The organism is Pedobacter africanus (assembly GCF_900176535.1).
Lineage (GTDB): Bacteria > Bacteroidota > Bacteroidia > Sphingobacteriales > Sphingobacteriaceae > Pedobacter > Pedobacter africanus.
In genome coordinates, this window is record NZ_FWXT01000001.1 from 778,210 (window position 1) to 804,576 (window position 26,367).

Sequence of the window (26,367 nt, forward strand, 5' to 3'; positions counted from 1 at the left end):
ATTTTGGGTTATCCTTTATTCCTTAAAACATTGGCTGTGCCAGAAAAACCCATCGAAATGGCATGCTGCAAGGCAGTAACCCCATTTTTGTCGGGGATGCTGGTATCACATCCTGCCTCTACCAGGTTCTGAACAATTTCTACATATTTACTGCTGCCATTCCCCAGCACAACGGCTTCCATCAGGCCTGTCCAGCCTAACCTGTTCACATGGTTAATGGGAAAGCCTTTTATGTTGCCCAGCAGCCTTACAGCTTCAACATGTCCTCTTTCACAGGCCGGGATAAGTGCTGTCCCATTATAACGGTTAAAAATATCGAAACGCGCTCCATTTGCCAGAAAAAGTTTGAGCAAGGCTACATTTCCCGAGGCACCTGCATATAAAAAAGGGCTGTCGTGTATGTCATCCTGCTGGTTTACATCAGCTTTATAGGAAACCAGTAATTTTGCCATCTCCAGATCGTTCAGCTGCGTTGCAATCAGCAACAGCGATTTGCTGTTTTTGGCTTTGGTATTCACGTCTGCGCCTTTTTTTAGCGCAGCGGATACCACTTCCAGCTGTTTATTTTTTACGGCCTCAATAATTGTGATTTGCTCAGTAGCTAGATTTGACATATCTGTAGATGCTTTGCAGCAGTTAAAAAAAATCATTGAAAAAATTAAGATCAGGTTTTGCTTCATGTCATAACATTCGATTTCAAAGTTAGCTGCACTAAAATTTAAAAAGATGGAGTATTCCTGTCAGAACTTGGACAATTTATAACTATTCCCTGAATTGTCTTGGGGATGTACCTGTTTGGGCCTTGAAAAACCTGGAAAAATAAGCCAGATCGTAAAAACCCAGTTCAAAGGCAATCTCTTTTACAGATTTTTCTGAAGCATGCAAAAGACGTTTGGCTTCCAGTATTACCCTGTTCTGGATCAGCTGGCTAGCCGATGCGTTAAAATGCCTTTTGCAAAGGATGTTCAGGTAATTAGCCGTGATGTTGAGTTTATCGGCATAAAAGGTTACTGATTTTTCTTCTTTGAAATGTAGGTCAATCAGCGAAAGGAACTTAAACAGGCCTGGTTTTGCCTTATAAACTGTCAGATCGTTAAACTTAATTTCTGCTTCATGATTTACCAAACCGGCAATAATCCTGCTTCGTAAGTTCACAATATCCCACAACACGGGCTTTGCATTAAGCTCGTGTTGTATGGCTTTGAACTCGTACAAAAGCTTTTGAAAAACTTCCGGGTTCAGGTGAATTACCGGATGGTTTCTATAATGTGCAAAGGAGAACATGAGGGAGTTTGCAAAGCTCTCAAAAACACTTCTGCTGATCATCAGCTGATAAGCAGAAGTGTCTGCTCCCAATTCCCAGCGGTGCACCTGATCTGGAAACAGCAGGTGCATCTGGTGGTTCCTTACTTCATGATCCAAAAAATCAATAGAATGCGTTCCGCTTCCCGTTTCAAACAGCAGGAAGACAAAAAAGTCGTGTTTATGGGGCTTTTCAATGAACCGCTCCCCATGTATCTCATGATAAAGCAAAGCATCATCCGCAGCCAGGTCATACTGAAATTCCTTTATACCAAGTACCGGAAAATGCTCCTTCATAGGAGAAAGTTAGGAAAATTATCCTAAACGAATGCTTTTGCAAATTCCTTTGCAAAATCCTCCAGCTTTATTTTTCCCAATGAAGCCGGTCTGTTGTTAAAATAATGTGCATATAGTATACGGCTCCGGGTAGCTGCCCCCATTTCTACATAACTTTTGGCCATTACCTCTGGCAAACCTGCTTGCAGCATGCCCTGTAAAGCATCTTCGTCGTTAAATTCTACCCATGGCAGTTCTGGTTTGCCAATAGCAGTACCCAATACCTTAGCCACATTGGCTGCAGTGGTTTCATCACTGGCAATATAGCGCACACTCTTACCTGCAAAACCTTGCTGCAATTCTTCGGCAGCAGCAGCGGCAATATCGTTAGGATGTACCAGCACCAGCGGCGTTGCTGCATCATAATTTGAGCCCAGGATGCCAGCATGCTTAATCATATCCACATTTCCATAAAAATTGGTGTAAAAATAGGCGGGGCGCAGGTGCTTAACCGCTACGCCATCCAGCTCACTATAAGCTTGTTCTACATCATGCAGGCCTGAGATAGGGCCGCTACCGCCATCCAGGTGCGCGCCGATACTGCTCAGGTTAACTACCTTTTTTACACCAGAAGCCTTAATGGCCTCTGCATATTTTTTGCCTGTTGAACCAATAAAATCCCTGATGTTTGAAGCCCCAAAATTTGGTGGCACCATGGTGTAAATAGCATCTTTACCTTTAAAGGCTGCCGTAAGGAAATCCACATCTTCTACAGAGCCGATGGCCGCGGTTGCGCCCAACGCTTCAATAGCCCGAGCTTTATCTGGTTTGCTACTGATGATGGTTACCTGATGTCCGGCGACGATTAAAGTTTCTGCCAATGGTTTACTGATATTTCCTAGTGATCCTGTGATTGTAAAATTCATAATGATATATTTTTAAAATGTTGAATACAAAGGTATATTTGTACTTACTTTTATACAAGTACTTACCCCAAAGTATGTAACAATGACAGCGATTAAAGAAAGCTCTACGCGTAATTTCAACAAACAGGCATCTGCTACCTATTGCCCTGTTACTTATGTAATGAACAAAATTGGCGGACATTGGAAGCCCATTATCTTATACCATCTTTCAAATGGCCCAAAACGCTACAGCGAATTAAAACGCGCCATTCCTGAAATTACAGAAAAAATGCTCATCCAGCATCTAAAGCAGCTGCAGGAAGATGAACTGGTGCTCAGAACCGCAGAACCCGTGATACCTCCCTTTGTAACCTATTCTTTAACGCCTTCGGGTGCCGGGCTGCAGCCAGTATTAAACGCAATGGCTACATGGGGGCTGGATGATATGAAGCGGAGATGATCAGATCCATTGCCATTCAGGATTTCCTGTCTATGCAGGAACCTGTCCCTTTAATTGATGTAAGAACACCCGCCGAATTTGCCCAAGGCAAGGTTCCGGGCGCATTCAACATCCCAATATTTACCAATGATGAGCGTGTTCAGGTGGGCACCACCTACAAGCAAATCGGTAGGGAACAGGCCATTCTGCTGGGGTTTGACCTTACAGGAAATAAATGGTCGGGCTTTATTAAACAGGCCCTGGAAATTGCCCCCGGTAAAAAAATTGCCCTTCACTGTTGGCGGGGCGGCATGCGGAGCGGCGCCATGGCATGGGCTTTTGACTTGTATGGCTTTGAAGTATACCTGATTTCGGGCGGTTATAAAAACTACCGCCGATGGGCCCTGGAACAATTTAAAAAATCATATCCACTGACTGTTTTAGGAGGCATGACGGGTTCTGGCAAAACCAGAATACTGCAGCAACTACAGGCCATGGGAGAACAGGTTATCGACCTGGAGGCACTTGCACAGCATCAGGGCTCATCCTACGGCACAATGAACAAAATGGTTCAACCAACCCAGGAGCAGTTTGAAAATAACCTGGCCCTGCAGCTGCACCTGCTCAATCCGGAACGGCCGGTATGGGTAGAAGACGAAAGCCTGACCATTGGCAAAAGATGTATCCCTAAAACATTCTGGGACCAAATGCGTACAGCCTGTTTATTTAAGGTTGAGGTCCCTTTAAACCACCGCATAACTACATTGGCGCAGGAATACGGAGAACTGGATAAAGATTTCCTTGTTGAATGTACCGAACGCATCTGGAAAAGACTGGGGCCAGAACAAACCAGGAATGCGATAAATGCCATCCGGGAAAACCGTATGGAAGATTTTGTAAGCTATGTGCTGGCTTATTACGACAAGACCTACACCACAGGATTAAATAAGCGCAAACCGGAAAGCATCATTTCAATACGTGTTAACGGCAAAGATATAGCTGCCGATGCCGCAAGTGTCCTGGCGGCAAAACACCATTCAAAAAATTAATATGGAACACAACGATATCAAACTTACCCAATACTCTCACGGTGCCGGGTGCGGCTGTAAAATCAGTCCGGCTATACTGGACAAAATTCTGCACAGCAGTGTACCCGCCACTACGGATCCCCGTTTACTGGTGGGGAACGACAAGCGCGACGATGCCGCGGTCTTTGATCTGGGCAATGGATCCGGCCTGATCTCCACAACTGATTTTTTTATGCCTATTGTAGATGATGCCTACGACTTCGGGCGAATCGCTTCTGCAAATGCAATCAGCGATGTGTATGCTATGGGCGGAAAGCCTGTAATGGCAATTGCCATCCTCGGCTGGCCCATTGAAAAGTTACCGGCAGAGGTAGCCCAACGGGTACTGGAAGGCGCCAGGGCCATCTGTGCAGAGGCCGGCATAACGCTGGCCGGCGGACACAGCATCGATTGTCCTGAACCGGTCTTCGGGCTTTCCGTTAATGGCCTGGTCGACATTCCAAAACTCAAGCAAAACTCCACAGGCACCAGCGGATGTCGTTTATACATCACCAAAGCCCTGGGTGTGGGGATATTATCTACTGCGCAGAAACGTGGCCTGTTACGGTCCGAAGATGCAGCTATAGCGCTTAAAAGCATGACTACGCTCAATAAACCGGGCGAGCTATTTGGAAAACTGGATTGTGTAAAGGCAATGACCGATGTAACCGGTTTTGGATTGCTTGGGCACCTCAGCGAAATGTGCGAGGGCAGTAACCTGTCGGCTGTAGTTGAATTTGATAAAGTTCCTGTTATCCCTTCCCTACCCTTTTACCTCGAGCAAAACTGCTATCCGGGCGGCACCCAAAGGAACTGGAACAGCTATGGCCACAAAGTAACTGAGCTTACAGACCAGCAAAAATACATACTGGCAGATCCCCAGACCAGCGGTGGCCTGCTTGTGGCGGTTAGCCCTGAAGGCGCAGCCGAATTTGAGGCTATATTGAAGCAACAGGGCCTTGCAGACAATCAGCTTGTTCCTTTCGGCTGGCTGGAAGCTCCTTCTGCGGGGCCACTAATTAAGGTCATTTAGCATATTTATCAGATAATATGTAATTTTAGGCATGAACAATTCCAGTGCACAACAAGAACGCATTGCAAAAATGACTTTTGCCTCTGTTTACCCTCTGTATGTGGCAAAGGTGGAAAGGAAAGGCAGAACAAAAGCGGAACTGCACCAGGTTATAACATGGCTAACCGGTTTTGACGACAGGAAACTGCAGCAACTGATTGAAGAAAAGGCAACTTTTGAAACTTTCTTTCAGCAGGCCGTTCTGAACCCCAATGCAACACTCATTACCGGACTCATCTGCGGGTACCGCATTGAAGAAATTGAAGAGCCTTTAACCCGGAAGGTACGCTACCTGGATAAACTGGTAGACGAGCTGGCCAAGGGCAGAAAAATGGAGAAAATATTGAGAAGTTCCTGATCATTTCAGGAGCTTCATTTTATTATCCAGAAATTCCCATTCATTGATGTGGGCTTTCTGGTGTTCTTTCTTTACAATCTGGTCAAACTTCTCAATTAAATCAGGATGCTGAGCGGCAACATCCTGTGTTTCCGAAGGATCATCCTTTAAATTAAAGATCATCCAGCGGTTATCCGGGTTTTTACGCAGTTCTGTTTTTACGCCTTTCCAGTCGCCATACCTGATCGCCAGCTGTCCTCCTTTTTCAGGATATTCAAAATAAAGGTATTCCCGTTGTTTTTGCATTTTTTCATTCCCTGTTAAGGTAGGCAACAGTGAAATGCCATCTGTCTGATTTGTTTTGGCACCGGCGATTTCTGCAAAAGTGGCCATCATATCAAACTGGGCCGAAATAAAATCATTTTTCGAGCCAGGCTTTATTTTGCCCGGCCAGCGTGCAATAAAAGGCTCACGGATCCCTCCTTCGAATACATCCATTTTTAATCCGCGCAAACCGCCATTGCTGTTAAAAAATACGGGATCCACCCCTCCGTTAAAGGTAGGGCCGTTATCGCTCGAGAACAGGATGATCGTATTTTTATCCAGCCCCAGTTCCCTTACCTTCTTCATTACGATGCCTACCTGCTCATCCAGAAAAGTGATCATTGCGGCATAGGTAGACAATGGATATCTGCAGGGCGAGTAACCGCTTTCTCCGTAATACGGTTTTTCGTCAGGGAACTTACCTATATACTGGTCTACATACTGCTTCGGTGCCTGCAGGGCCACATGTGGGATGGTATAGGGCATATACAAAAAGAAGGGCCCACCTTTATGCTGATCAATAAACCTGAGCGCTTTTTCCGTCATTTTTGCCGGCGCGTAATCCGTTCCCGAAAACCGCTCAAAATCCTTTTCTGTTGCCCTGGCTTGGTCCAGTCGCTGGTGAACTAAAAATGCAGGGTTGTTGAGTTTGTCCCAATGGTCATTTTCCCATAAATGTGTAGGGTAATAGTTGTGGGCCTGCTTCTGATCGGCATAACCATAAAAGTAGTCAAAACCCTGCAGCAAGGGATTGCCGGTGGTACCTGCCATTCCCAATCCCCATTTTCCGGTGATGCCCGTGGCATAACCTGCCAACTTCAGCATTTTAGGCAGGGTAAATGTACCCTCCGGCAGCGGCATCTGTCCGCCCTCACTTTCATCAGTAAAACCGCCCATTTCGTAATTACCGCGGATATAGGCATGCCCGCCGTGCTTGCCAGTCATGAGCATACATCGGGCAGGCGCACAAACGGGTGTTCCGGTGTAGTGCTGCGTAAAGGTCATTCCTTCCCGGGCCATGCGGTCCAGGTTTGGGGTTTTGATCTTTGTCTGGCCATAAGGCCCTGTTTCCCCATAGCCCAGGTCATCCGCGTAAATATAAATGATATTGGGTTTTTGAGGTCTCTGCGCAGACGCTGCCAGGCCAAGCATCATCAATGCCCAGGATAAGATCACTTGTTTCATGATGTTATTTTTTTTCTTTGATCTGCTGTAAAATGGTCGATAATTCCTTCACTTTTTCAGGATATTTCACGGCCAGATTATGCTGTTCAGCAATATCCTCATTTAAATTGTAAAGCTGCGGGCTTTCCAGGCTTCCTGATTCAATTGCCACCAGTTTCATGAATGCAGGACCATTCGAAGGACTGATGTATTTCCAGCCATCTTTCACAACAGACAGTGCTCCGCCCTGCTGTACCAATACCGAACGCCCTTTTTGCGACTTTCCGGTTAGGGCGTCTATCAGGTTTTCGCTGTCAGGAGCTTCCCCTGCTGCAACTTTTTGTCCAAGCAATGCGGCAAAGGAGGCCAATAAGTCCATTTGGCTTACCAAAGCTTTAGAAACCTGCGGTTTAACCTGGCTTTTCCAGCTCAATATAAAAGGCACACGGGTACCGCCTTCAAATGCGCTGTACTTGCCTCCCCTTAGCTTTCCGGCAGGTGTATGTCCATTAAGCCTGGTTACAGCTTCATCCTGGTAGCCATCATCCAGTACAGGCCCGTTATCGCTGGTAAATATAATCAAGGTATTTTTCTCGATCCCGAGTGCAGCCAGCTGCTTCGTGATTTCCCCTACAGTCCAGTCGAGCTGCAAAATGGCATCACCTCTTAAACCCAGGCCACTCTTACCTTTAAAACGTGTAGCTGGCATGCGGGGTACATGCGGCTCTGTAAGGGAGAAATACAGGAAGAAAGGCCTGCTTTTATTTTCTTCAATAAAATGCTGGGCCGTAGCCAGAAAGGTAGTCGATACCTCTTCATCAACCCATCTGGCCATCTTACCCCCACTCATGTAACCTATCCTGCCAATTCCATTTACTATGGTCTGGTTATGCCCTTGTCCGGGTGAGGATTGCAGTTTTAACAGTTCAGGGTGCTCTTTTCCCGTAGGTTCATCGCCTACTTTCTTTACATAATCAACCGCTATCGGATCATTTGCATCAAGCGCAACCACCTTATGGTTCTCTAAAAATACGGTAGGCACCCTGTCTGCAGTAGCCGGAAAAATGAAAGAATAATCGAAGCCAACTTCATTCGGTCCGGGCTTTACCGCTCCGTTCCAGTCCTTGGCCACGGCCTCTCCCAGGCCCAGATGCCACTTACCTACTATTGCAGTTTTGTAGCCTGCCGTCTTAAACAGTTTTGGCAAGGTTAGTTTATCCGTTGGGATAATCAAGGCCGCATCCCCAGGCAAAACACCGGTTCCCTGTTTGCGCCAAGGATATTGGCCGATCATTAAAGCATAGCGGGAAGGGGTACAGGTTGCCGATGTACAATGCGCATCGGTAAAACGTATTCCCGAGGCGGCAAGCCTGTCCAGGTTAGGTGTTTTTATTTTCTCGGCACCATAACAGCTCAAATCCCCATATCCCAAATCATCTGCATAAATGTAAATGACATTGGGTTTTTGGGCGTTGGCAGCCAGGGCAAATACAAGCATGCAAAGGGTTAACCAGGTTCTCGTTTTCATTTGTGTTTTTTTTTGTGATAGGCGTAAAAATAAATTAACCATTATTGAATATCAAGCTGATCTGCTGTTTTCAGGGGAACCCAGCCGGGCTTGGGCAGGCTGTCCTTCCATTTGTAAAAAAGGGTGTACAGCTGTTTTGCAATTTCTGGCTCCGTAGTGTAAAGATCCTGGTTTTCAGAAATGTCTGTAGCCAGGTTGTACAATTGCGGTGCTTTGCCGGGTACAAAGTCCATTTTCCAATTTCCTTTTCTGATGGCCCCATGATCTTTAGCAATATACCAATAAAAAGTCCTTTCCTTTTTTTTCAACCGGCCATTCACCAGTTTTACAATATCCGTACCTTGTAATACTGCATATTTTCCGGCTTTATCGCCTGCTGCATTGATAAAGGCCGGCAGCAGATCAAGCGTTGATACGGGTGGTTCGTACACAGTTCCTGCCTTTACCTTTCCTCTCCACATCAGCGCCATGGGCACCCTGACCCCCCCCTCATACACCTGGCCTTTTAGCCCTCTTAGCGGATAATTGTCGGCAAAACTATGGATTACCTGTCCGCCATTGTCGTTGGTAAAAACAACAAGCGTATTATCCAGCAAATGGCAGGCTTCCAGTTCCTTTAGTATCTTACCTATATTTTCGTCCATACTTTCTGTCATGGCAGCATTCAGTTCCCGGCCTTTTGAGCCAAACTTACCTTCATACTTCTGCAGCAATTCTGGCTTGGCCTGCATTGGGGTATGGGGTGCATTAAAAGATACATACAGGAAAAATGGCTTTCCTGCATTGCGGCGTATAAAGCTTACGGACTGGTTTCCGATGGCATCCGTCATGTAGGGAATGTCTTCTGCGGCTAGCGGCCTTTTGTTTTCTTCAACCTTTTTAGCTGTACCGGCAGTATAATTATTACTACCCCATAAAAAACCCCAGAAATAATCGAAACCACGGCTGTTCGGATGAAAACGCGCTGCAAAGCCTTCATGCCATTTACCCACAATACCTGTAGTATAGCCCAGAGGTTTCAGGTACTGCCCAACGAGTTTCTGGTTCACAGGCAAACCAAAGCTGTCTACCGGAATGGTATATTTTACATTTTGCACAAAATTATATACCTGCCCAAAGGTAGCCTGGTTTACTCCGGTCAGTATCCCTGCCCGCGAAGGGCTGCATACCGCACCGGTAACATAGGCATTGCTGAACTTTACCCCTTCCGCTGCAATCCTGTCAATATTGGGTGTAGGGATAAGCCTATTACTCTGGAAACCAAAATCTGCATAACCGGCATCGTCGCTTAAAATGAAAATAATGTTTGGCCTGCCCGTTTTTTTCTGCGCCCCTGCGGGGGTCATGATGCCGGCAATCAGCAGCATCATGACTATACATCCAAACCGGGCCATCAGCTTATCTGAACGGATCATCATACAATTATTTAAGGTTTGGGTTGTTGTTTACTTCCGACTGTGGAATTGGCCACAGCTCGTCCTGCCCCGCCCTGAATGCTTTTGAAGTTACATACCAGCGACCATATGGATCAGTAGCAGTCCCTTTTTTACGCAGGTTTGTTGCTCCAGGAAAAGGAGCCCCATAAAAATCGCCATTCAGTACCTGGGCTATATTTTTCCAGCGCAGCAAGTCCCAGTAACGGATGCCTTCAAGTGCCAGCTCATTCCTGCGCTCCCTGCGTAAAATCACTCTTAACAGGGCCGGGTTTGTTTCGGTTACCTTTGGCATATTCACCGTACTTCTACCCCTCACCAGGTTTATCGTAGCATCCAGCAGGCCCATATCTATAGCGTCACCTTTTTCCAGTTTGGCTTCCAGGTAACTGAGCAATATTTCCGCGTAGCGGATGATGGGCAGGTCTATACCTGAATTTTGCAGGTCGCCGCCACTAAAAGCCTCACTGTTGAACTTTTTAATGCAGAACCCGGTACGCGTAGCCTGTAAACTGGTAGACAGGCGGTCTAGCGAAGCCATATTATCAGGGTGACTGATATAAGTGATATTTTTAAATGGCTGGCCATTGTACAACACGGTAAATTTTAAACGAGGATCGCGGTTCTGACCCAAATCTGCCGCATTGTAACGGGCATCTGTGTACGAAAATGGTGTTCCATCTTTAAACTCATAAGACTCTACAAGGCTGCCCAGCGGGCAATGGAGCACAAAACCACCCAATGTTCTTGGGTAATTGTGCTGCATCATGGCATTGGGTGCCAGGTCTTGAAGGTACTGGGTAGCAAAAATAATTTCCCTGCTGGTTTCGTTGGTACCGTTAAACAGGCTCTCAAAATTAGGGTCAATGCTGTTGTCGTTAAAATCTATAATCTGCTTATAGGTGGTTACCGCATCGCTCCACTTTTGTTCAGCGAGGTATAACCTGCCCAGAAAAGCCAGCGCAGCCTGGGCTGTGGCCCTTCCGCGTTCTGCAGCCGCCAGCTGTCCAAAACGCGGCAGCGCCGGTGCAATGGCTTTTAGCTCAGCTTCAACAAAGTCCTGTACCTGGTCTTTAGTGGCTTTAGTTACTGTATTTGCTTCTGGCAGGGTAAGTGTTTTGGTAACCAATGGAACTGCACCGAAATACTGCGAAAGGTAAAAATACTGACAGGCCCTGATGAATTTCACTTCAGCCGTCATCCGGTTAACCTTGGCCCCATCAATGGTAGCTTTGCCTATATTTTCCAGAAAAAAATTGCAGCGGGCAATTCTTGTATAGCTTGCGTTCCAATAGTATGACAAATAAATATTATTTGCCGTATGCGTACCATTAGTCATTATATTGAACCCCGAATTATCGCCCCTGCGGTCATAGGCATTGTCTGTAGCAAATTCCAGGTACAACAGGCCATGGTATGACCACCAATCCGTAGCTGAAAACTCTGCGCCCGTAGGGTTGGCCAGCATTTGTATATTACCTCGGTATACCCCCGTAAGTGCCTGCATAATGTTTTGTTCGGAAGTCCAGAAGGCCTCGTTTGAAAACTGATCCAAAGGTGTTTTGTCCAGCTCTTTGCGGCAGGCAGAAGCCAGGGCTACCAATATCAGCAGGAACGGTAAAAATCTATTTAAATATGAATTTTTCATCTCTTCTATCTTTATGATTAAAAATTAACATTTACCCCGAGCGTGTAATTGGCCAGGATAGGGTAATAACTCCCTCCGGTATTGATTTCCGGGTCCCAACCTTTCGGATATTTGGTAAAGGCCAGCGGGTTCTGTGCCGTAGCGTAAATGCGGATGTGCTGTACACCCGCTTTTTTCAATGCAGCATTGGCCAGCTTATACCCCAGCTGAACGTTCCTTACCTTAAGGTAATTTCCGTTTAGCAGCCAGAACGAAGATGGGAGTGTATTTGGGGTTCCCTGATTGGTAATTACCTCCAAACGGGGATACTTTGCGTAACGGTTGGGATTGTCTGCACTCCAATGGTCGTCCATCTGCCAGCGCTGAATGTTTCCGTTCTGATAAAAGGCATACCCGGCATAGTCTGTTAACCTTCCGCTTACCTTGGCAACGCCTTGTAGCAATACAGAACAATCAAATCCTTTATAGCTTCCGCCCAGGGTGATGCCATATGTATATTTTGGGATTTGGCTTCCTATCACTGTTCTGTCGTAAGCTGCGGTCACTTTTCCGTCAGGAACACCATCAGGGCCGCTGATATCCCTGTACCTGATATCTCCCGGCTTAGGTGCCGGATTAATGCTCTTCTGATCAGGATAGCTCGCAATATCGCCTGCATCTACAATAAGCCATCAGCAAGGTAACCATAATAAAGGTTCACAGGATAACCGTTAAAAAGGGAGCTGCCATTACCCACCATACCATTTGGCTGAACAACGTTTCCAACACCCAGATCCAATACCTTGTTATTCACAATAGAGAAGTTGGTATTGATATTAAAAGAAAAATCCCCAAAATTTTCCTTATAAGCAGCTGTAAATTCCCAGCCTTTGTTGCTCAGTTTACCTGAATTCTGCACCCCAACATTCAGACCAAGTACAGTAGAAACACTGTTTCCCGGGCTTACCAGGATGTCATAAGTATACCTGTCGAAATAAGTAGCGCTCACATTCAGCTTCCCTTTAAATAAGGTGGCATCAATACCTGCATCCTTTGTTCGGGTAGATTCCCAGCGAATGCTGGCGTCTGTAAGTGTGGTATTAGCCACTCCGGTTGACAATGCACCGCCAAAAGGATAATTGAAATTTGGAGACAGCATGCTCTGGTAAGGATAATAGTCCTGTTCCCCGTTTAGCTTACGTATGTTCTGATTCCCTAAAGTCCCCATTGAGGCTTTTAACTTCAAATCAGTTAACCAGCTGAGTTTATCTTTCAAAAAACCTTCTTCTGATAACCTCCATCCAACTGCTACTGCAGGAAAGGCTGCATACTTGTTTTCACTGGAAAAACGCGAAGAGCCATCATACCTTACAGTACCCTCTACCAGGTACCTGTTTTTAAAGTTATAATTCAGCCTTGCAAAGTAAGAATCAAGGACAAGCTCGCTGCTTGTGCTACCGTTCTTTTGTGTACTGGCATCTCCGGCGGCCAGCTCTGTAAGCGAATTACTATTATACCCGCTTCTGCTCGCCGAAAACGAACCGTTCTTATAATATTCGTAGGTATGTCCTCCCAGAATACCCAACTCATGGCCACCAAAGTTCCGTTTGTACTCTGCCAGCTGCTGCAATGTTTTATAGGTATTTAAAGCATTGCCCTGATTCAGGGTACCCGGCCCAAGGGTTAAAGTTGCATTGATCCTTTGATTGGCCAGGAAACGCTGTGAGTTGTCGTTCAATTGGGTGTAACCGCCAATAACTGACAGCTTAAGCCCTTTAATGACATCCCAGTCCAGCCGCAAATTAGCCAGCAAATCCGTTTGTTTATCTTTATAGAAAGATTCGTTATCGGTGTAAGAAACCGGTGTTCCCTTAGCCACCACGCCCAAGCCGTAATCGCCATTGCTTAGTTTATTTACATAAACGGCCGGTACACGGATCACCTGGCTAATATTCGTCAGCATGTCTGTCCAGTCTAGCGTTGCCGGAGGGGCAGGCTGGTTATCTATATACTGTGCGCCCGATAAACGGGTGGTCAGCTTCAGGTTTGGCAGGAAATTGTTGACCAGGTTTAACCTGATGTTGTAGCGGTTGTAATTGTTCTTCTTAACAATTCCGTCCTGGTACATATAACCTAAAGACAACAGGTATTGTGTTTTATCATTTCCATTGGAAATAGACAGGTTATGGCCGGTCTGAAAAGTAGATTTTTTAAGGGCCAGATCAATATAATTCACATTCGGAAAATTATCAGGATCTGAGCCATCTTTGAATTTCTGAATAGCCTCTGCAGTATATGCACCGGGCTGGGCCTCATTCATTAAAGTGGCGTATTCCCATGAATTTACAAATTCCGGGTACTGTGTGGCCCGTTGTGTACCGGTATACCCATTGTAACTGATGTTCATTTTCCCGTTTTCATTGACCTTTCCTGTTTTAGTAGTCACCAGGATTACCCCGTTGGCAGCCCTGGATCCATAAATTGCTGCTGTGGAGGCGTCTTTAAGTACCGAGATGTTCTCCACATCATTAGGGTCTATATCATTGAATGAATTAACGGGTACCCCGTCAACAAGGATAAATGCAGCAGGATTTGCGCCAAAAGAGCCAACACCACGGATCTGTATATTACCACCGGCCGATCCAGGCTGGCCGCTTCTTTGTATAATGGTAACCCCAGGCAGCTGGCCGGTAAGGGCATTAGAAAGCGACGTTACAGGCCTGTCGTTAATTTCTTTGGCTGAAAGCTGCGCCACCGATCCAATCAGATTGGCCTTTTTCGTTGTACCGTAGCCTACTACTACTACCTCACCCAAATCTGCGGGTTTAGGCACCAGTTTAATAGACAGCGCTGCGCCCTTTGTGGCTGTAACCTCCTGGGTTACATAGCCCACATAAGAAATTAACAAAACAGCGTTTTCAGTTACGTTTTTTAATAAAAAGTTCCCGTTTGCGTCTGTAACCGTACTTTGGTTGCTGCCTTTTACGGTTATTCCTGCGCCAGGCAGGGGCTGCCCGTTTTCATCGAGCACCTTACCTTTTACTTCGATTACAAAAGGAAGGTTCCATAAGTTTCCACCGAAGGGTGAAAACTGCTTCGCCCTGAGCACAACGATCTTGTCTTCAATAATATAATTCATCTGCTGGTCTGCCAGGCAGGCACGCAGTGCTTCTTCTATGGTAACACCTTTAAGCTCAATGCTTACCGGCTTTGCTTTTTTTACCAGTGAAATATCTGCAATAAAATCATAACCACTTTGTTTGCTGATCTTGCGGATTATTTTTTCAAGAGAAGCGTTCCGCTCAGACAGGGTGATCCGCTGTGCAAATCCAGCAGCACTGACCTGGAGCAGGCAGGTGGTTATGATGACGATGGTGAGCTTCATAATCCGTAAAAATAGATTCAAAAATTTCATACATTTGGTTGTTTGGGTTCATACATAGCAATCCTGTTCCGCAGCAATTGGGTAGGGTTTGCCGGTTAAATTGTTTGTTAGCTCAAAGATTTTAGCGTAACCCAGCAATTACTGCCGGAAGTGTTCCCGCACGTCCGGCTTTATTTTGAATGGATTAGCTGCTAACCAGGTTAAGGAGGTACCATTTTGTTCATACGCTTGGTTTTTGTTGTTAATATTTGGTTACATATACTTTTTTTCCTGTTATTTCAAAACGCACATTGCCCGCAGTTTCCAGGGCTTTTAATACCGCAGAAATATTTTTAGACCTGGATACCCTGCCCATAAACTGTATGCTTTCCGGCTTGTCTTTATACTGCACGTCAACGCCATACCAGCGCTCAATTTTTTTCATGATGCTTTCCAGGCTCTCCTCATTAAACAGGAAATAGCCATTCTTCCAGGCAACAGCCTCTTCAGTATCTACCGCAAGTACTTTATTAGCCTCATCCGATAAAACGGCCTGCTGCCCTGGTAAGAGCAAAATACCACTGCCAGGCGTTTCTTTTTTCTTTGCAATAGCATTTATCCTGACCGATCCTTCCAAAAGGGTGGTCTTACTCAATGCTTCATCCCTGTAGCTGTTCACATTAAAATGCGTACCCAGCACTTCTACTTCATATTTGGCCGTAGCTACAACAAATGGCCGTTTTTTATCTTTCGACACTTCAAAATAACCTTCACCACTCAGCTCCACCCTACGCTGTGCTTTGTCAAACATAACCGGATATTTTAATGAAGAGGCTGCATTTAACCAAACCGATGTGCCATCTGGTAAGTTTATTTGATACTGACCACCCGTTGGGGTTTCAATGGTATTGAATTGCGTGGCCAGTTTTTTGTTAAAGGCATCCGTTTGTCCAAGCAAGGTGTATACCAGCTGGCCATTGGCTGTTTTGGTAATTTTTACGCCCAACTGCTCGGTAATGGTGCTGTTTTCTGCATCTGTTAAACTGATCTTTTTACCGTTCGCCAGTGTTAAAGTGGCCTTGTTCCCGCCCGGCTTTACATCGCTGGCGTAGGTACTTCTCTTTTTACGGGGCTTCAAATTGTTTTTCAGGACTGAAAATAACGACAGACAAGGCGCCAACAATAAGGATTAACGCTGCGGCACTGCCCCAATACCACAAACGATGTAATTTTTTAACTGGTTTTACCTGGTGTATCTCACGAATAATATCATTTAAAAGCCTTTGCTCTATATCAGCAGCATTGTACAGCTCATCCTGGCTTGCCGTTTGTTCCAGCACTTTATAATAAGCGTTGTACAGCGCAATTTCATGGGCTGTTGCGGTGCCTGTGCTTATTTTTTCTGTCAGTTTTAAAAATTCGTCCTTTTCCATTTCGGGGCTATATACTATAAGGCACCTAACAGGCGCTTATCCCCTAGTCGCATTAAAAAAAAATTATCGACCATACATTCAGGTCGTTCATTTTTTTGCGAAGCTTTTTTAGCGCCACTGTAAGGTGGTTTTCTACCGTTTTTTCTGAGATGCCCAATTTTAATGCAATCTCCTTGTTGTTCAGGTTTTCGTGCCTGCTCAGCTCAAACACTTCCCGGCACCTTTCAGGCAAATCAGCAGTAAAATCCTTTATAAATTCAATCAGTTCTTTCACTTCCAGTGAAGTGTCATCAAAAGTCCGGGCAACATCTGCCAGCCTTATCCTTTCATAAAAAGCCCCCCTTACTTTTTCCTTTCTAATGTAATTGGCAACTTTATATTTAACGGCTACAAATAAATAGCTTTGAATCGAATATATTTTAAGGTCGGCACGGTGGTTCCAGAACCATACAAAAACCTCCTGTACAATATCAAGGGCAGCATCATGGTCGTCCAGTACATTTAAGGCAGATTTGTAAAGCTTCTTCCAGTTTCTTTTGTAAATTTCGCTAAAGGCATGTTCGTTATCGGCCTTCATCAGGTCGAGTAGTTCTTTATCTAAAAGCGTCTGATAAGCATGCATAGCTAATTTCCTTTAACGAAGGTAGCAAATAGTTCATCACAAAACTATTTTCGTAGCTTAGTAGTTTAACTTTATAATCGACATGCGAATTTCAGTTTTTGTACCTCAGTACGGGGTAATTGAAGCAGTTACGCCCGCTTTTAGAAGCTTTCATACTGCCAATGAGTTTTTAACTGCATCTGGCAAAAAATCAATTTTTGAGGTAGAGTACGTGGGTTTGGATCACTACGTACCGGCCAACAACGGGGAATACACCATTAAAACCAACCGGTTGATCAAAGATGTTCCAGAAACAGACTTGCTGATCATCCCACCTGCATTTGGCGACATCCTCAAAGGGATACACAGCAATGCAGAGGCACTGCCCCATTTTAAAAGGCTGTATCAAAATGGCTCTAGTATTGCCAGTTTATGCCTCGGTGCTTTTCTTTTAGCCGAAACAGGTTTACTCGATGGTAAAAAATGTTCTACCCATTGGGCCCATATTAACGATTTCAGGGAAAGGTATCCTGAGGTGGAAGTAGAAGATGGCGCCATCATTACAGAACACGAAAATATTTACAGCAGTGGCGGGGCAAGCAGTTTATGGAATTTAATATTATACCTGGTCGAAAAGTTTGCAGACCGGGAAACAGCTGTAACGATCTCCAAATATTTTGCTTTAGATATCGGCAGAGACAGCCAATCGCAGTTTGCGATATTCAAAGGCCAGAGAAACCATGGAGACGAAGAAATTCAAAAAGTACAGGACCATATCGAAAAACACTACGACAATAAAATATCGATAGCATCATTAGCCTGTTTAATTAACACAAGCCGCAGAACATTCGAAAGAAGATTTAAGGATGCGACCAACAATACCTCCATAGAGTATATACAAAGGGTAAGAATAGAAGCAGCCAAAAAATTCTTTGAAGCAACAAGAAAGAATATATCCGAAATCATGCTCGATGTAGGCTATACAGATACAAAAGCCTTTAGAGATACTTTTAAAAAAGTTACCGGGCTTACCCCAATTGAATACAGAAATAAGTTTGCAAGGGTTGCCTATGAGGTGTAAACTTTATCCTGTTTCTATTGGGTATATTCCCTAACCAGCATTTCCCATTCTTCTTCCAAGGAAAACTGAGGCCTGATCTTTCCGGCTCTTTTATACCAGTAGTCAGCATTCCAAATGTCACCTTCCTTGCGGTGCAGGTAAGCATGAATATGTGCAGACCGCTGGTCTGTCAGCCTGTCAATCAAATCATGGGCAGTTTTCCAATCACCTGTTCCGTCATACCACAGCGCCTGCAAGTACAGGGGCAATTTATTAGGGAAACTTCGGTCAATTACTGACTGTTTGAAATCAATTACATCAATCATATTTCAAATATATAAAACTAAATATTTAGTTTTATTTAACTAGCAGTGTAGTTATATTTGATTATAACCTAAACATCATGAAAAAACTTTGCTTACTACCGCTGCTAACCATGTTCACGGCTGTTTCCTCATTTGCCCAAGCGGATAAGATTAATGAAGAAAAAAGTACTGCCTTAAGCTCTGCTATAGCTGAAATAAGGGCAATCAAAAAGGCAGATGAAAAAGAAAAAATGCTGAATAAGGTATTGACAGAATTTAATCTGGATATCGATAAAAAAGCTGACGCAGCGAAAATCGAACGAGTTTTTCCTAGTATTGGAATGGCCTTTTATAGGGAGAAGAATTATCCAAAGACTGAATTTTACATTGATAAAGTCGAATCTAAGTTGACGCGCGCCGCCTTTTACTCTTCTTTTTGTAGGAATAAACAAGAAATAAAAAACGATTTGCCATTTCACGCTAAAATTTCAAAAAAATCCCTTGAGCTGGTTGAAATGGCTAAACTGGACAAAGAAGACCCTAAATATTATAAGTCAAGAGCGGAATATTTGAGCCAGCTAGACGCTAACTATATTATGTATGGAACAGTATATGCGGGGGTGCTGGAAACAATGGGCAAAAATTCGGAGGCTTTAGCTTTAATGGAGGATATTGTCAATAAAAATAACTTCTCAGATTTGGAAACAAACATGAGTTACGTTGAATTGCTGGTAAAAAACGGCAAAAACAAAGAGGCTAAAACTGCTGCCGAACGATTTGTGAGAGCAGGTCAGGCAAATGAACAGTTAAAAAACATACTAAAAGCACAGTACTCAGGTCCTGAAAACTTTGACACCTACTATGAAAAACTGGAAAAAGAAGCGGACACTAAGCGAAATGAAAGTTTTGCCAAAAAAATCATCGATGTTCCGGCACCCGAATTTGCTTTAAAGAATTTGAAGGGTGAGGTGGTGAACCTGGCAGCATTAAAAGGTAAAACCGTTATTATTGATTATTGGGCAACCTGGTGTGGCCCATGCATCAAATCTTTCCCAGGCATGCAAATGGCTGTCGAAAAGTACAGGGATGATCCGAGTGTAGTTTTCCTGTTTATCAATACATTTGAATACGAAAAAAATAGAGCGCAAGCGGTAAAGGATTGGGCATTAGCCAATCCAAAATACACCTTTAATATTCTGATGGATACCCCAACAGCAGGTGATTTGGGGAAATTTGATGTTGCCAATAAATACAAAATCACCGGCATTCCCACAAAATTTATTATAGACGGCCGCGGGAATATCCGGTTTAAAATGACTGGCTTCAACGGTACACCTGAAGCGGTTGTAAAAGAACTGGACATTATGATTGCGCTTGCCAAAGCTGGAGCCGGGAAATAAGTAATTTACTCCTAGGCCCAGCCTGCTGCTTACATAAACCTTTATAGCCTCGGTTATAAAAGGTATTGTCAATTCAGATGATCTGCTAAGGGCATAACAAAGTGATATCAAAAGGAGTGCTGGCAAAATAAACTATAAACAAAAAAACAAAACAAAAACTGACCTTGTTAAGTTGTAGACACACATATACCTTAAAAAACACTATCATGGGGAACTTACTTTATACCATCGCAGTCATTTTGGTCATCATTTGGGCCATTAGCTTTTTTGGCGGTTTCTACACCGGCGGCATCATTCACATCCTGATTGTTATTGCCATCATCGCAGTCGTTCTGGGTGTAATCAGAAGGGCCGCTTAGTACATCTTACAAAAAATCTCCTGGCCTGGCCTTAGAATGAACAAGGCTGGGCCAGGAGAACAAAAAACAGGTATTGGCTACAAGAAGGAGCCGGTAACAGGTATGGAATGTTAACGAATAAACCAATTACTATGAAAACTAAGAAAATAATCGAGTCTTTGTTGACCCCAAGATCGTCAGACAAAACAAAAGCCATCACATTACTTATCGGCGGACTTGCAGTAGGCGCCGCAATAGGTGTCTTGTTTGCAACAGAAAAGGGAAAACTGATGCGACAAAAAATCTGTGATACCGTAAATAACCTATTTGACCATCAGGAAACGGATGACTGTGCAGAACCTGTTTCAAATCAAAAAGATCAGAATGCAGGGAAGAAGCCAAAGTCTGACATTAAAAGCATTATCCACAATGCACATGCAGCTACAGCACATACCGAACAAAGCCTGAGCTAAAAGCTCAGCAAAATACTTATTCCTTTACCCCTTCTAAATTCAAGTATTTAAACCACTCTTTGGTAATTAGCTTCACATTATAGGCTAACTGCTCGTAATTACAGTGGCGTAAACCAAGCGGAAAAGGCACGCCCTTTTCCCTTTTAATCAAATCAACCGTAATCACCGAGCTGGGAAAAACCAGATCCTCTCCCTGTAGCAATCCAAAAACAGACCGGGCAAAGCCCTCATCCCTTCCCAGCGGAAAACACCCATAAGTCTCCATCCCTTTCAGTGTCTTTATATTCAACGAAATCTCATAACTTGTTTCCATAATCCATAATACAAAAGAGCCACCCCAAAGGGCGGCCCCAATTAACCTAAATTTAAAAACAATCAATTACTTAATCTCAATTTGCCGAGACTGCACTTTCGCCTCCTCACGCTTTGGAATATCTATACACAATACCCCATCGGTATACTTGGCCTCTATTCCGTTCTGGTCTGCGCTTTCAGGTAAAGTAAATGAACGCACAAACGAGCTGTAACTATATTCCCGTTTGGCATAATTGCGTTCCTGCTGTTGATCATCACTCACCTGCTCTACCGAAATGCTGAGCACGTCCCTTTCCAGCTTCAGCCTAAAATCCTCTTTCTTTAGTCCAGGGGCAGCCAGCTCTACATGAAAATGGTCAGCACTTTCAGAAATGTTAGCCGCAGGAACCTTAGTCATCATGCGATCAGAAAAAAAAGTGTCATTTAAAATAGAATCGAAAACATCATTAAAGCCCGGCATTAATGATGTGTTACTTTTTGGATTAAATTTAACCAGTGTCATAGGTTTTTCCTCCTTAATTTGATTTAATGATTAAAACTTATAATTAATTAAACTTTTGAACCTTACGTTCCCAATCCTTAGTACAAGCAAAATGCCAATGCCAAAAACACCCGTTCAGGCTGAAAAAATTTCAGCTGGAATGAAAAATTTTCAGTTTCAGAATGTCAAAAATTCATTTGGGCTGCTATTTCAGCTGGCATGCATGGTAATTATTTCAGACATGAGTTATTGAATCAAAACACTCCCCTATAATCAGATCTCCAAATACGTACTTACAGATGCTTTGAGCAATTCCACAAGTTCATCATCCATGTATCCGTATTCATCCGGGATATTCAGCACAATGATTTCCTTTTCATTTAAAACCAATGGGAACCTGGATTTCAGTTGTTCACGGTGGCGTTTCTCCATCACAAAAATAACCTCAGCCCAGGAAACTAGCTTCTCAGATACCTTAATGCGGGCAACGGGAGCTGTGCCGGCCGACCGTACATTATGAAAATTACTGTCTTTAAACAAATCTTCAGCGGTTCGGCTACGCCATTTATTACGGCTACAAACAAATAAAACATTCATACATTAATCCTAAAAAGTAACCTCATCTCATCTATAATTAGGCTTTATTTTAAAGGATAATAAAAGTGTACCACATCTTCAGCAGTTGCACCGGTAGAACGATAGAAATCCAATGCATAACCGTCTGCCACGTCTGCCTGTACAAATACTTCTTCAACGCCTATCCCTTTGCAGTAGTTTTGGATGTCTGCTATCAGCATCCTGCCGATACCTTTGCGCTGGTATTCAATTGCTACTGCGAGGTCGTAAATATACACCAACGGCGATGTGGAATAATACTGGCGCAAAGTATAACTTGTTAAGCCGCCGATTACCTGACCGTCCAGGAGCGCAACAAAAACAAAAAAATCATCCCTGGCCAGCAATTTCTCCAGATGATCTGCCGGGGGCATAACAAAGTCTTTCATTTCAAAAACTTCTTCAAACAGCCTTATCAAAGCATAAAAATGAGTAATCTCCGTTGTTTTTTGTATACTACAATTTATCATAAGTGTTCACCACCCCATTCTTTTCCTTAATGAAATAATCTGCTCCGCATGGTGCGCACCATGCCAGCTGTACTGGTTGGTCATTTGCCATACCGGCATGTACGCCTTATTTCCCGGATGGTAATAGGTTCTTGTCCAATCTTCTTCTTTTAAGTTTTCCAGCAACATTGCCCATCTGCTGTGCAGCGCATGCAGCAAGGTTACCGATACATTCAATGGCACAAGCCTTACGTCAGGCAGTTCGGCCCAGGCATTTTCGTCATAAGGGCTAATGGTGGGTGTATCTTCTGTCAGTGCCAGCTTCAATCTCACATAAGCATTCATATGGCTGTCTGCAACATGATGCACTACCTGTACCACATTCCAGCCACCCGGCCTGTAGGGCGTATTTAACTGTGCCTCATCCAGGTTTTCGATGCAGTAATCGAACAGCAATGGTGCCGATCTGATACCACCTATCCAGGACGCAAGCGTACCCGGGTTATATTGCCTGGCAGGAACAAAGCGGCCAATTGGATATTTAAGATCTTCTAAGTCGTTTTCCATCGTTTAAAATTAGCTATAAAAACCATAGGGCTTCATTTTAAGATTTAAAAAACTAAGTATACAAGAAACGCAGTGAAATTTGCTATATATATTCACCTCTTATCCTCTAACAATGAATTATAAGCCTCAATAAAATTTATCAGGTCCTGAAGTGTTTGGCTATCCGTTATTTCGCCGCTGCCACTAATTTTCCCTTTCACTCCTTGAATCAGTAAAGTAGTTTTTTCTGTGAACCTGGCCATTAAGGTTTTCATTATCAATTGCAGTTCCTCATGCCCCTTTTCTCCATTTGCAGAGGCGGTAATTAACCCTATTGGCTTATCCGAAAAAACAGTTGTCGAAACACACCATTCAATTGCGTTTTTTAGCCCGCTCGGAATGCTAAAAACATACTCAGGAGTACATATTAAAATTCCGTCTGCGTTTTTAATGTTATCTCTAAGCGTTAAAATGGCTTTGGGCGTGTTTTCTATAGAACTTTCCGGATCAAAATGAGGAAGGTCCTTCAACCCATTAAAAATTGTCAGGCAAAAAATTTCTTTGGTTAAGCGGGCAAAGTTATCGATCAGCTTCTCATTCGATGAGTTTTGACTTGCACTTCCGTTAATTACGAATATATTTTTATAGTTTGCCATTGCTGGTATGCAATTTATGAAGATATACTAGACTAACAAATTCAATCACAATAAGCAATCAATCCGCATTTATGATGCTTCGCGCTATCCAATAGCACAACAAGAGTTTTTACGCAACTGTCGGTTTTGAGATCGCTTTCTTGAATATGCTCATGAATTTGTTTTGATAAAGAAGTATCCCACCTGAAGTCAGTATAATAATCAAGGTTCCCGGGTATAATTTTTTTATCCTTTAGCACTTTAAAGCATTTCTCATCAAGGCCACCAACTTGTTCAAGGCCACCCTGTTCAGGATATTCTGGTGTTGCCTGGTCATCGTGTATTAAATAAAAGTCTAACATAATATTTCAAGTCTGTTTTCCGGAGCATTCATACCCTCTCAGCTTCTGGCCATTGGCCCTAAGTAAGGATATTAATGTACGTTTATTCTGAACTGCTGTTTGCATAATACAAAAATCCTCAATTATAACAAATATTACATTTTTTGCTTTAATTTCCCGCCCGGATTAATATTGAAACCCGATGCAGCAAGTTATGCAGTTTCTTTTGTACTATGCGAAGGATCATGTATTGCTACCGACGGTTATGCGGTATTGAGTGGATCTCAGCAAAAAAAATGTAGCGACCTTGATTACGGGACTTACTGCTATAATCTCGATATTTGAGGCATGCAACTCAGCCCCGGACTTACATCCGGGGCGAAAATAAATAGATGAAAAAATTTATTTTACTGTTTCTTGTTCTAATTAACCTTTGCAGTTTTGCTCAAACTGTAAAAATACCCCTATCCAATAAAATAGGCGAGTACGGAATCGGTAATTTATATCGTCCGGCATGGAAAGTAACCGGCATTTCGGAGTACAAAGGTTACGATACAACCAGATACGAAAAATGGGCAATTGCGGAGATTAAATTTAATACAATGCAGGCCTATCTTGAAGATATGATCAACAAAAAGATACCCAAGGCAACTTATGAGTATTTTTTAAAAAATGACCATGCTATTGACACAAGCTATTTGTATAAAAATACTATTTCCAGGAATTTAATTGGGGTTTTTATCGGCCTGAAAGATCATTTGAAATATGTGATCGTGGACAAAAACGGTAACAAAAATTTCAACGATGACAGCATATTAGTTTTCGATTTAGATAAGAAAAAAATATACCCGGAAACTGAAGTTTACATAGATTATTTTGATGGTGAACAAATCAGGCAAGCCCAAATCCCGTTTACAGTTGATGCGTATAATGAGGGATCTTCAATTGATGATGCATTAAAACCAACTATAGCTTTTGTAGATAGGTCTTATAAACAGGGGATATATAATGATGGGCATTCCAAATGGACAATCACCGTAGATAATCCACACTTTTTTCTTTATAAAAATGAAATGTTCTCGTTATGCATAGACCCCGCAGGCAAACCTGAGTCTGTAAATGACCGTTATATACACAGCAGAAGGGATTCTATACCAATTGGGAAGAAGTTATATACTGTAAAATCACTAATAAATGATACGCTGTGTCTTTCATATATAGCGCCCTACCTAGAAAGTATGGGACAAACCAACACAACAGCACCAGAAATAACCGGTAAGGACCTACTTACCAACAAAAAAATTTCATTAAATAAAAAAAGAGGGCAATATGTGTTGCTGGATTTTTGGGGAAGCTGGTGTAAACCCTGCATTGCTGCATTACCAAAGCTCTTAGAGATTCATAATAAATATAAGCGCTCGGGGCTGCAGGTCGTAAGTGTGGCATTTGACCATAAAAAAGATTTGGATAAAGTAAAAATGCTAATAAATGAACACAATCTGATGTGGGAACATTTATTTGTAGATAGGGCTGGCGCACAGGAAATAACTAAAAATTACCGGGTGCAGATATATCCCACTACTATATTGATAAATCCAAACGGTAAAGTAGTCTTTCGCGGAACGGGAGAAAAATCATTGATTGAAATTGACAAGTTTCTTAAAAAGGCCATTTAAACATAATTTTCCATGGTCTAAATATATCACCATGCTTCTTATCGAAGTATGCCACAGCCAAGAAGCAGACCGATCTATTAACGCCTAATTGAAGTTAATTGGTAATGAAAGTGTAATTACTACTGGTTTGCCGTCTTGCTTACCGGGTTCCCAATTGGGCATTTTATTTATTAAGTTAATAGCCTCGCGGTCGTATTCCGAGCTTAAACTACTGATGACAGTCGGATTTACTGCTTTGCCTTCAGTATTAATTTTGAACCGTACAATTACCTGCCCTTTTACAATCGGAATACCTTCAGGATGTTTAACATGCTTTACTATAAATTCATTCAGCGCCGATTTCCCTCCTGGAAACCTTGGTGCACGCTGAATTACCTTAAATTCTTTTACCGGCTTTCCATTCTCTATCTTAAACACAGGCACTAACTCCCATTCGTTGGTAATTTCTCCTTTTTCATCGTATTGGCAAACTTGTGTCTCTTTGCTGTCCTCATAGGTAACATCCATTTGCTTTTTCCCGTTTCTGTACCAGTACTTAAACTCCCCATTTTTTATATCTGGATCTAGAGAACTATAAAAGCCCTCCATTTGTAAAGATCCGGTTTCGTAATAGTCCTTTACCCTGTAGTTGTTTATATCTAATTTTTCTATTACCCTGGAATAATGTCTTTCACTGACGTGCTGCGTTTTTTCCCATTTGTTATTATACCAAATGGTGTCAGGTTTTTGGGCGAGAGCCTGTTGACCAAGAGAGAGTGCTAAAAAAGTAATGATCATCTTCATATCTACAAATCTAGTATTAAGAATATATTTCCAACCATACGATTTTGTGGTACAAAGAGATAGAATTCTATTTCGATC

30 protein-coding genes are annotated in these 26,367 nt (G+C 43.1%); 9 read left to right on the forward strand and 21 right to left on the reverse strand.

The features are described from left to right. Positions 1 to 8: 8 nt before the first annotated feature. The 3 genes from B9A91_RS03140 to B9A91_RS03150 form a co-directional block, all read right to left on the reverse strand. Positions 9 to 614, reverse strand: coding sequence for an ankyrin repeat domain-containing protein (locus B9A91_RS03140; protein ID WP_235012448.1), 606 nt, complete (start codon positions 612 to 614; stop codon positions 9 to 11). Between the two features lie 148 nt (positions 615 to 762). Then, on the reverse strand, positions 763 to 1,599 hold the full coding sequence (locus tag B9A91_RS03145; protein WP_084236957.1) for an AraC family transcriptional regulator: 837 nt from the start codon (positions 1,597 to 1,599) through the stop codon (positions 763 to 765). A gap of 23 nt (positions 1,600 to 1,622) precedes the next feature. Continuing rightward, on the reverse strand, positions 1,623 to 2,504 hold the full coding sequence (locus tag B9A91_RS03150; RefSeq protein WP_084236958.1) for an NAD(P)H-binding protein: 882 nt from the start codon (positions 2,502 to 2,504) through the stop codon (positions 1,623 to 1,625). A gap of 82 nt (positions 2,505 to 2,586) precedes the next feature. Here B9A91_RS03150 and B9A91_RS03155 point away from each other — a divergent pair, with 82 nt between their 5' ends. The 4 genes from B9A91_RS03155 to B9A91_RS03170 are packed head-to-tail and all read left to right on the forward strand — an operon-like array spanning position 2,587 to position 5,419. Beyond that, positions 2,587 to 2,943 carry a winged helix-turn-helix transcriptional regulator gene (locus B9A91_RS03155; protein ID WP_084236959.1) on the forward strand — a complete coding sequence of 119 codons (357 nt, stop codon included), beginning with the start codon at positions 2,587 to 2,589 and terminating at the stop codon, positions 2,941 to 2,943. Then, entirely contained in the window at positions 2,940 to 3,971 is a 1,032-nt protein-coding gene (mnmH, locus tag B9A91_RS03160; RefSeq protein WP_084236960.1) for a tRNA 2-selenouridine(34) synthase MnmH, read from the forward strand. Before B9A91_RS03155 ends, mnmH begins: the two co-directional genes overlap by 4 nt. Before the next feature lies 1 nt (position 3,972). Beyond that, positions 3,973 to 5,022: a selenide, water dikinase SelD gene (selD, locus tag B9A91_RS03165; protein WP_084236961.1), complete on the forward strand. Its 1,050-nt coding sequence runs from the start codon at positions 3,973 to 3,975 to the stop codon at positions 5,020 to 5,022. 31 nt (positions 5,023 to 5,053) lie between these two features. Beyond that, positions 5,054 to 5,419 (forward strand): DUF2200 domain-containing protein, encoded by a 366-nt coding sequence (locus B9A91_RS03170; protein WP_084236962.1) that lies wholly within the window; start codon positions 5,054 to 5,056, stop codon positions 5,417 to 5,419. Here the strand turns inward: B9A91_RS03170 and B9A91_RS03175 are convergent, their stop codons facing one another. The 9 genes from B9A91_RS03175 to B9A91_RS03215 form a co-directional block, all read right to left on the reverse strand. Further along, entirely contained in the window at positions 5,420 to 6,907 is a 1,488-nt protein-coding gene (locus B9A91_RS03175) for an arylsulfatase (RefSeq protein ID WP_084236963.1), read from the reverse strand. A 4-nt stretch (positions 6,908 to 6,911) separates the two neighbouring features. Next, positions 6,912 to 8,414, reverse strand: a complete 1,503-nt coding sequence (locus tag B9A91_RS03180) for a sulfatase family protein (protein WP_084236964.1) — start codon at positions 8,412 to 8,414, stop codon at positions 6,912 to 6,914. A gap of 41 nt (positions 8,415 to 8,455) precedes the next feature. Further along, positions 8,456 to 9,832: a sulfatase-like hydrolase/transferase gene (locus tag B9A91_RS03185; protein WP_084236965.1), complete on the reverse strand. Its 1,377-nt coding sequence runs from the start codon at positions 9,830 to 9,832 to the stop codon at positions 8,456 to 8,458. A gap of 4 nt (positions 9,833 to 9,836) precedes the next feature. Beyond that, entirely contained in the window at positions 9,837 to 11,495 is a 1,659-nt protein-coding gene (locus B9A91_RS03190) for a RagB/SusD family nutrient uptake outer membrane protein (RefSeq protein ID WP_084236966.1), read from the reverse strand. Between the two features lie 17 nt (positions 11,496 to 11,512). Continuing rightward, positions 11,513 to 12,016, reverse strand: coding sequence for a hypothetical protein (locus B9A91_RS03195; RefSeq protein WP_144008843.1), 504 nt, complete (start codon positions 12,014 to 12,016; stop codon positions 11,513 to 11,515). Between the two features lie 137 nt (positions 12,017 to 12,153). Further along, positions 12,154 to 14,889, reverse strand: a complete 2,736-nt coding sequence (locus B9A91_RS03200) for a TonB-dependent receptor (protein ID WP_084236968.1) — start codon at positions 14,887 to 14,889, stop codon at positions 12,154 to 12,156. A gap of 211 nt (positions 14,890 to 15,100) precedes the next feature. After that, complete coding sequence (locus B9A91_RS03205) at positions 15,101 to 15,976, reverse strand: FecR family protein (RefSeq protein ID WP_159451628.1); 876 nt, start codon at positions 15,974 to 15,976, stop codon at positions 15,101 to 15,103. Then, positions 15,963 to 16,271, reverse strand: a complete 309-nt coding sequence (locus tag B9A91_RS03210; RefSeq protein WP_084236970.1) for a hypothetical protein — start codon at positions 16,269 to 16,271, stop codon at positions 15,963 to 15,965. Before B9A91_RS03210 ends, B9A91_RS03205 begins: the two co-directional genes overlap by 14 nt. Before the next feature lie 52 nt (positions 16,272 to 16,323). Then, a complete protein-coding gene (locus B9A91_RS03215; protein WP_084236971.1) occupies positions 16,324 to 16,893 on the reverse strand; it encodes an RNA polymerase sigma-70 factor in 570 nt (189 codons plus the stop codon). An 82-nt stretch (positions 16,894 to 16,975) separates the two neighbouring features. Here B9A91_RS03215 and B9A91_RS03220 point away from each other — a divergent pair, with 82 nt between their 5' ends. Next, positions 16,976 to 17,953, forward strand: coding sequence for a GlxA family transcriptional regulator (locus B9A91_RS03220; RefSeq protein WP_084236972.1), 978 nt, complete (start codon positions 16,976 to 16,978; stop codon positions 17,951 to 17,953). Between the two features lie 14 nt (positions 17,954 to 17,967). Here B9A91_RS03220 and B9A91_RS03225 read toward each other — a convergent pair whose 3' ends face one another. After that, positions 17,968 to 18,258: a hypothetical protein gene (locus tag B9A91_RS03225; protein WP_084236973.1), complete on the reverse strand. Its 291-nt coding sequence runs from the start codon at positions 18,256 to 18,258 to the stop codon at positions 17,968 to 17,970. Between the two features lie 77 nt (positions 18,259 to 18,335). Between B9A91_RS03225 and B9A91_RS03230 the strand changes: the two genes are divergently transcribed. From B9A91_RS03230 to B9A91_RS03235, 3 genes are all read left to right on the forward strand, one after another. Beyond that, complete coding sequence (locus tag B9A91_RS03230) at positions 18,336 to 19,637, forward strand: TlpA family protein disulfide reductase (protein ID WP_084236974.1); 1,302 nt, start codon at positions 18,336 to 18,338, stop codon at positions 19,635 to 19,637. 206 nt (positions 19,638 to 19,843) lie between these two features. After that, entirely contained in the window at positions 19,844 to 19,996 is a 153-nt protein-coding gene (locus B9A91_RS23930) for a lmo0937 family membrane protein (RefSeq protein ID WP_015808438.1), read from the forward strand. Between the two features lie 131 nt (positions 19,997 to 20,127). Continuing rightward, positions 20,128 to 20,448: a YtxH domain-containing protein gene (locus B9A91_RS03235; RefSeq protein ID WP_159451629.1), complete on the forward strand. Its 321-nt coding sequence runs from the start codon at positions 20,128 to 20,130 to the stop codon at positions 20,446 to 20,448. Positions 20,449 to 20,464: 16 nt separating this feature from the next. On the opposite strand, the gene B9A91_RS03240 is transcribed toward B9A91_RS03235, so the two are convergent. The 7 genes from B9A91_RS03240 to B9A91_RS03270 form a co-directional block, all read right to left on the reverse strand. Then, positions 20,465 to 20,761 (reverse strand): hypothetical protein, encoded by a 297-nt coding sequence (locus B9A91_RS03240; RefSeq protein WP_144008844.1) that lies wholly within the window; start codon positions 20,759 to 20,761, stop codon positions 20,465 to 20,467. Between the two features lie 66 nt (positions 20,762 to 20,827). Then, positions 20,828 to 21,265 (reverse strand): Hsp20/alpha crystallin family protein, encoded by a 438-nt coding sequence (locus B9A91_RS03245; RefSeq protein WP_084236977.1) that lies wholly within the window; start codon positions 21,263 to 21,265, stop codon positions 20,828 to 20,830. Positions 21,266 to 21,517: 252 nt separating this feature from the next. Beyond that, entirely contained in the window at positions 21,518 to 21,841 is a 324-nt protein-coding gene (locus B9A91_RS03250; RefSeq protein ID WP_084236978.1) for a low molecular weight protein tyrosine phosphatase family protein, read from the reverse strand. Positions 21,842 to 21,885: 44 nt separating this feature from the next. Further along, complete coding sequence (locus tag B9A91_RS03255; protein WP_084236979.1) at positions 21,886 to 22,329, reverse strand: GNAT family N-acetyltransferase; 444 nt, start codon at positions 22,327 to 22,329, stop codon at positions 21,886 to 21,888. A 6-nt stretch (positions 22,330 to 22,335) separates the two neighbouring features. Beyond that, complete coding sequence (locus B9A91_RS03260; RefSeq protein WP_084236980.1) at positions 22,336 to 22,875, reverse strand: YfiT family bacillithiol transferase; 540 nt, start codon at positions 22,873 to 22,875, stop codon at positions 22,336 to 22,338. Between the two features lie 92 nt (positions 22,876 to 22,967). After that, positions 22,968 to 23,510 (reverse strand): NADPH-dependent FMN reductase, encoded by a 543-nt coding sequence (locus B9A91_RS03265; protein ID WP_084236981.1) that lies wholly within the window; start codon positions 23,508 to 23,510, stop codon positions 22,968 to 22,970. A gap of 41 nt (positions 23,511 to 23,551) precedes the next feature. Next, positions 23,552 to 23,851, reverse strand: coding sequence for a hypothetical protein (locus tag B9A91_RS03270; RefSeq protein ID WP_084236982.1), 300 nt, complete (start codon positions 23,849 to 23,851; stop codon positions 23,552 to 23,554). A gap of 371 nt (positions 23,852 to 24,222) precedes the next feature. Here B9A91_RS03270 and B9A91_RS03275 point away from each other — a divergent pair, with 371 nt between their 5' ends. Further along, the gene (locus B9A91_RS03275) at positions 24,223 to 25,506 is read left to right on the forward strand and encodes a TlpA family protein disulfide reductase (protein ID WP_084236983.1); all 1,284 of its coding nucleotides are present in this window, start codon (positions 24,223 to 24,225) and stop codon (positions 25,504 to 25,506) included. 84 nt (positions 25,507 to 25,590) lie between these two features. Here the strand turns inward: B9A91_RS03275 and B9A91_RS03280 are convergent, their stop codons facing one another. Continuing rightward, a complete protein-coding gene (locus B9A91_RS03280; RefSeq protein WP_159451630.1) occupies positions 25,591 to 26,289 on the reverse strand; it encodes an energy transducer TonB in 699 nt (232 codons plus the stop codon). Between the last annotated feature and the right edge of the window lie 78 nt (positions 26,290 to 26,367).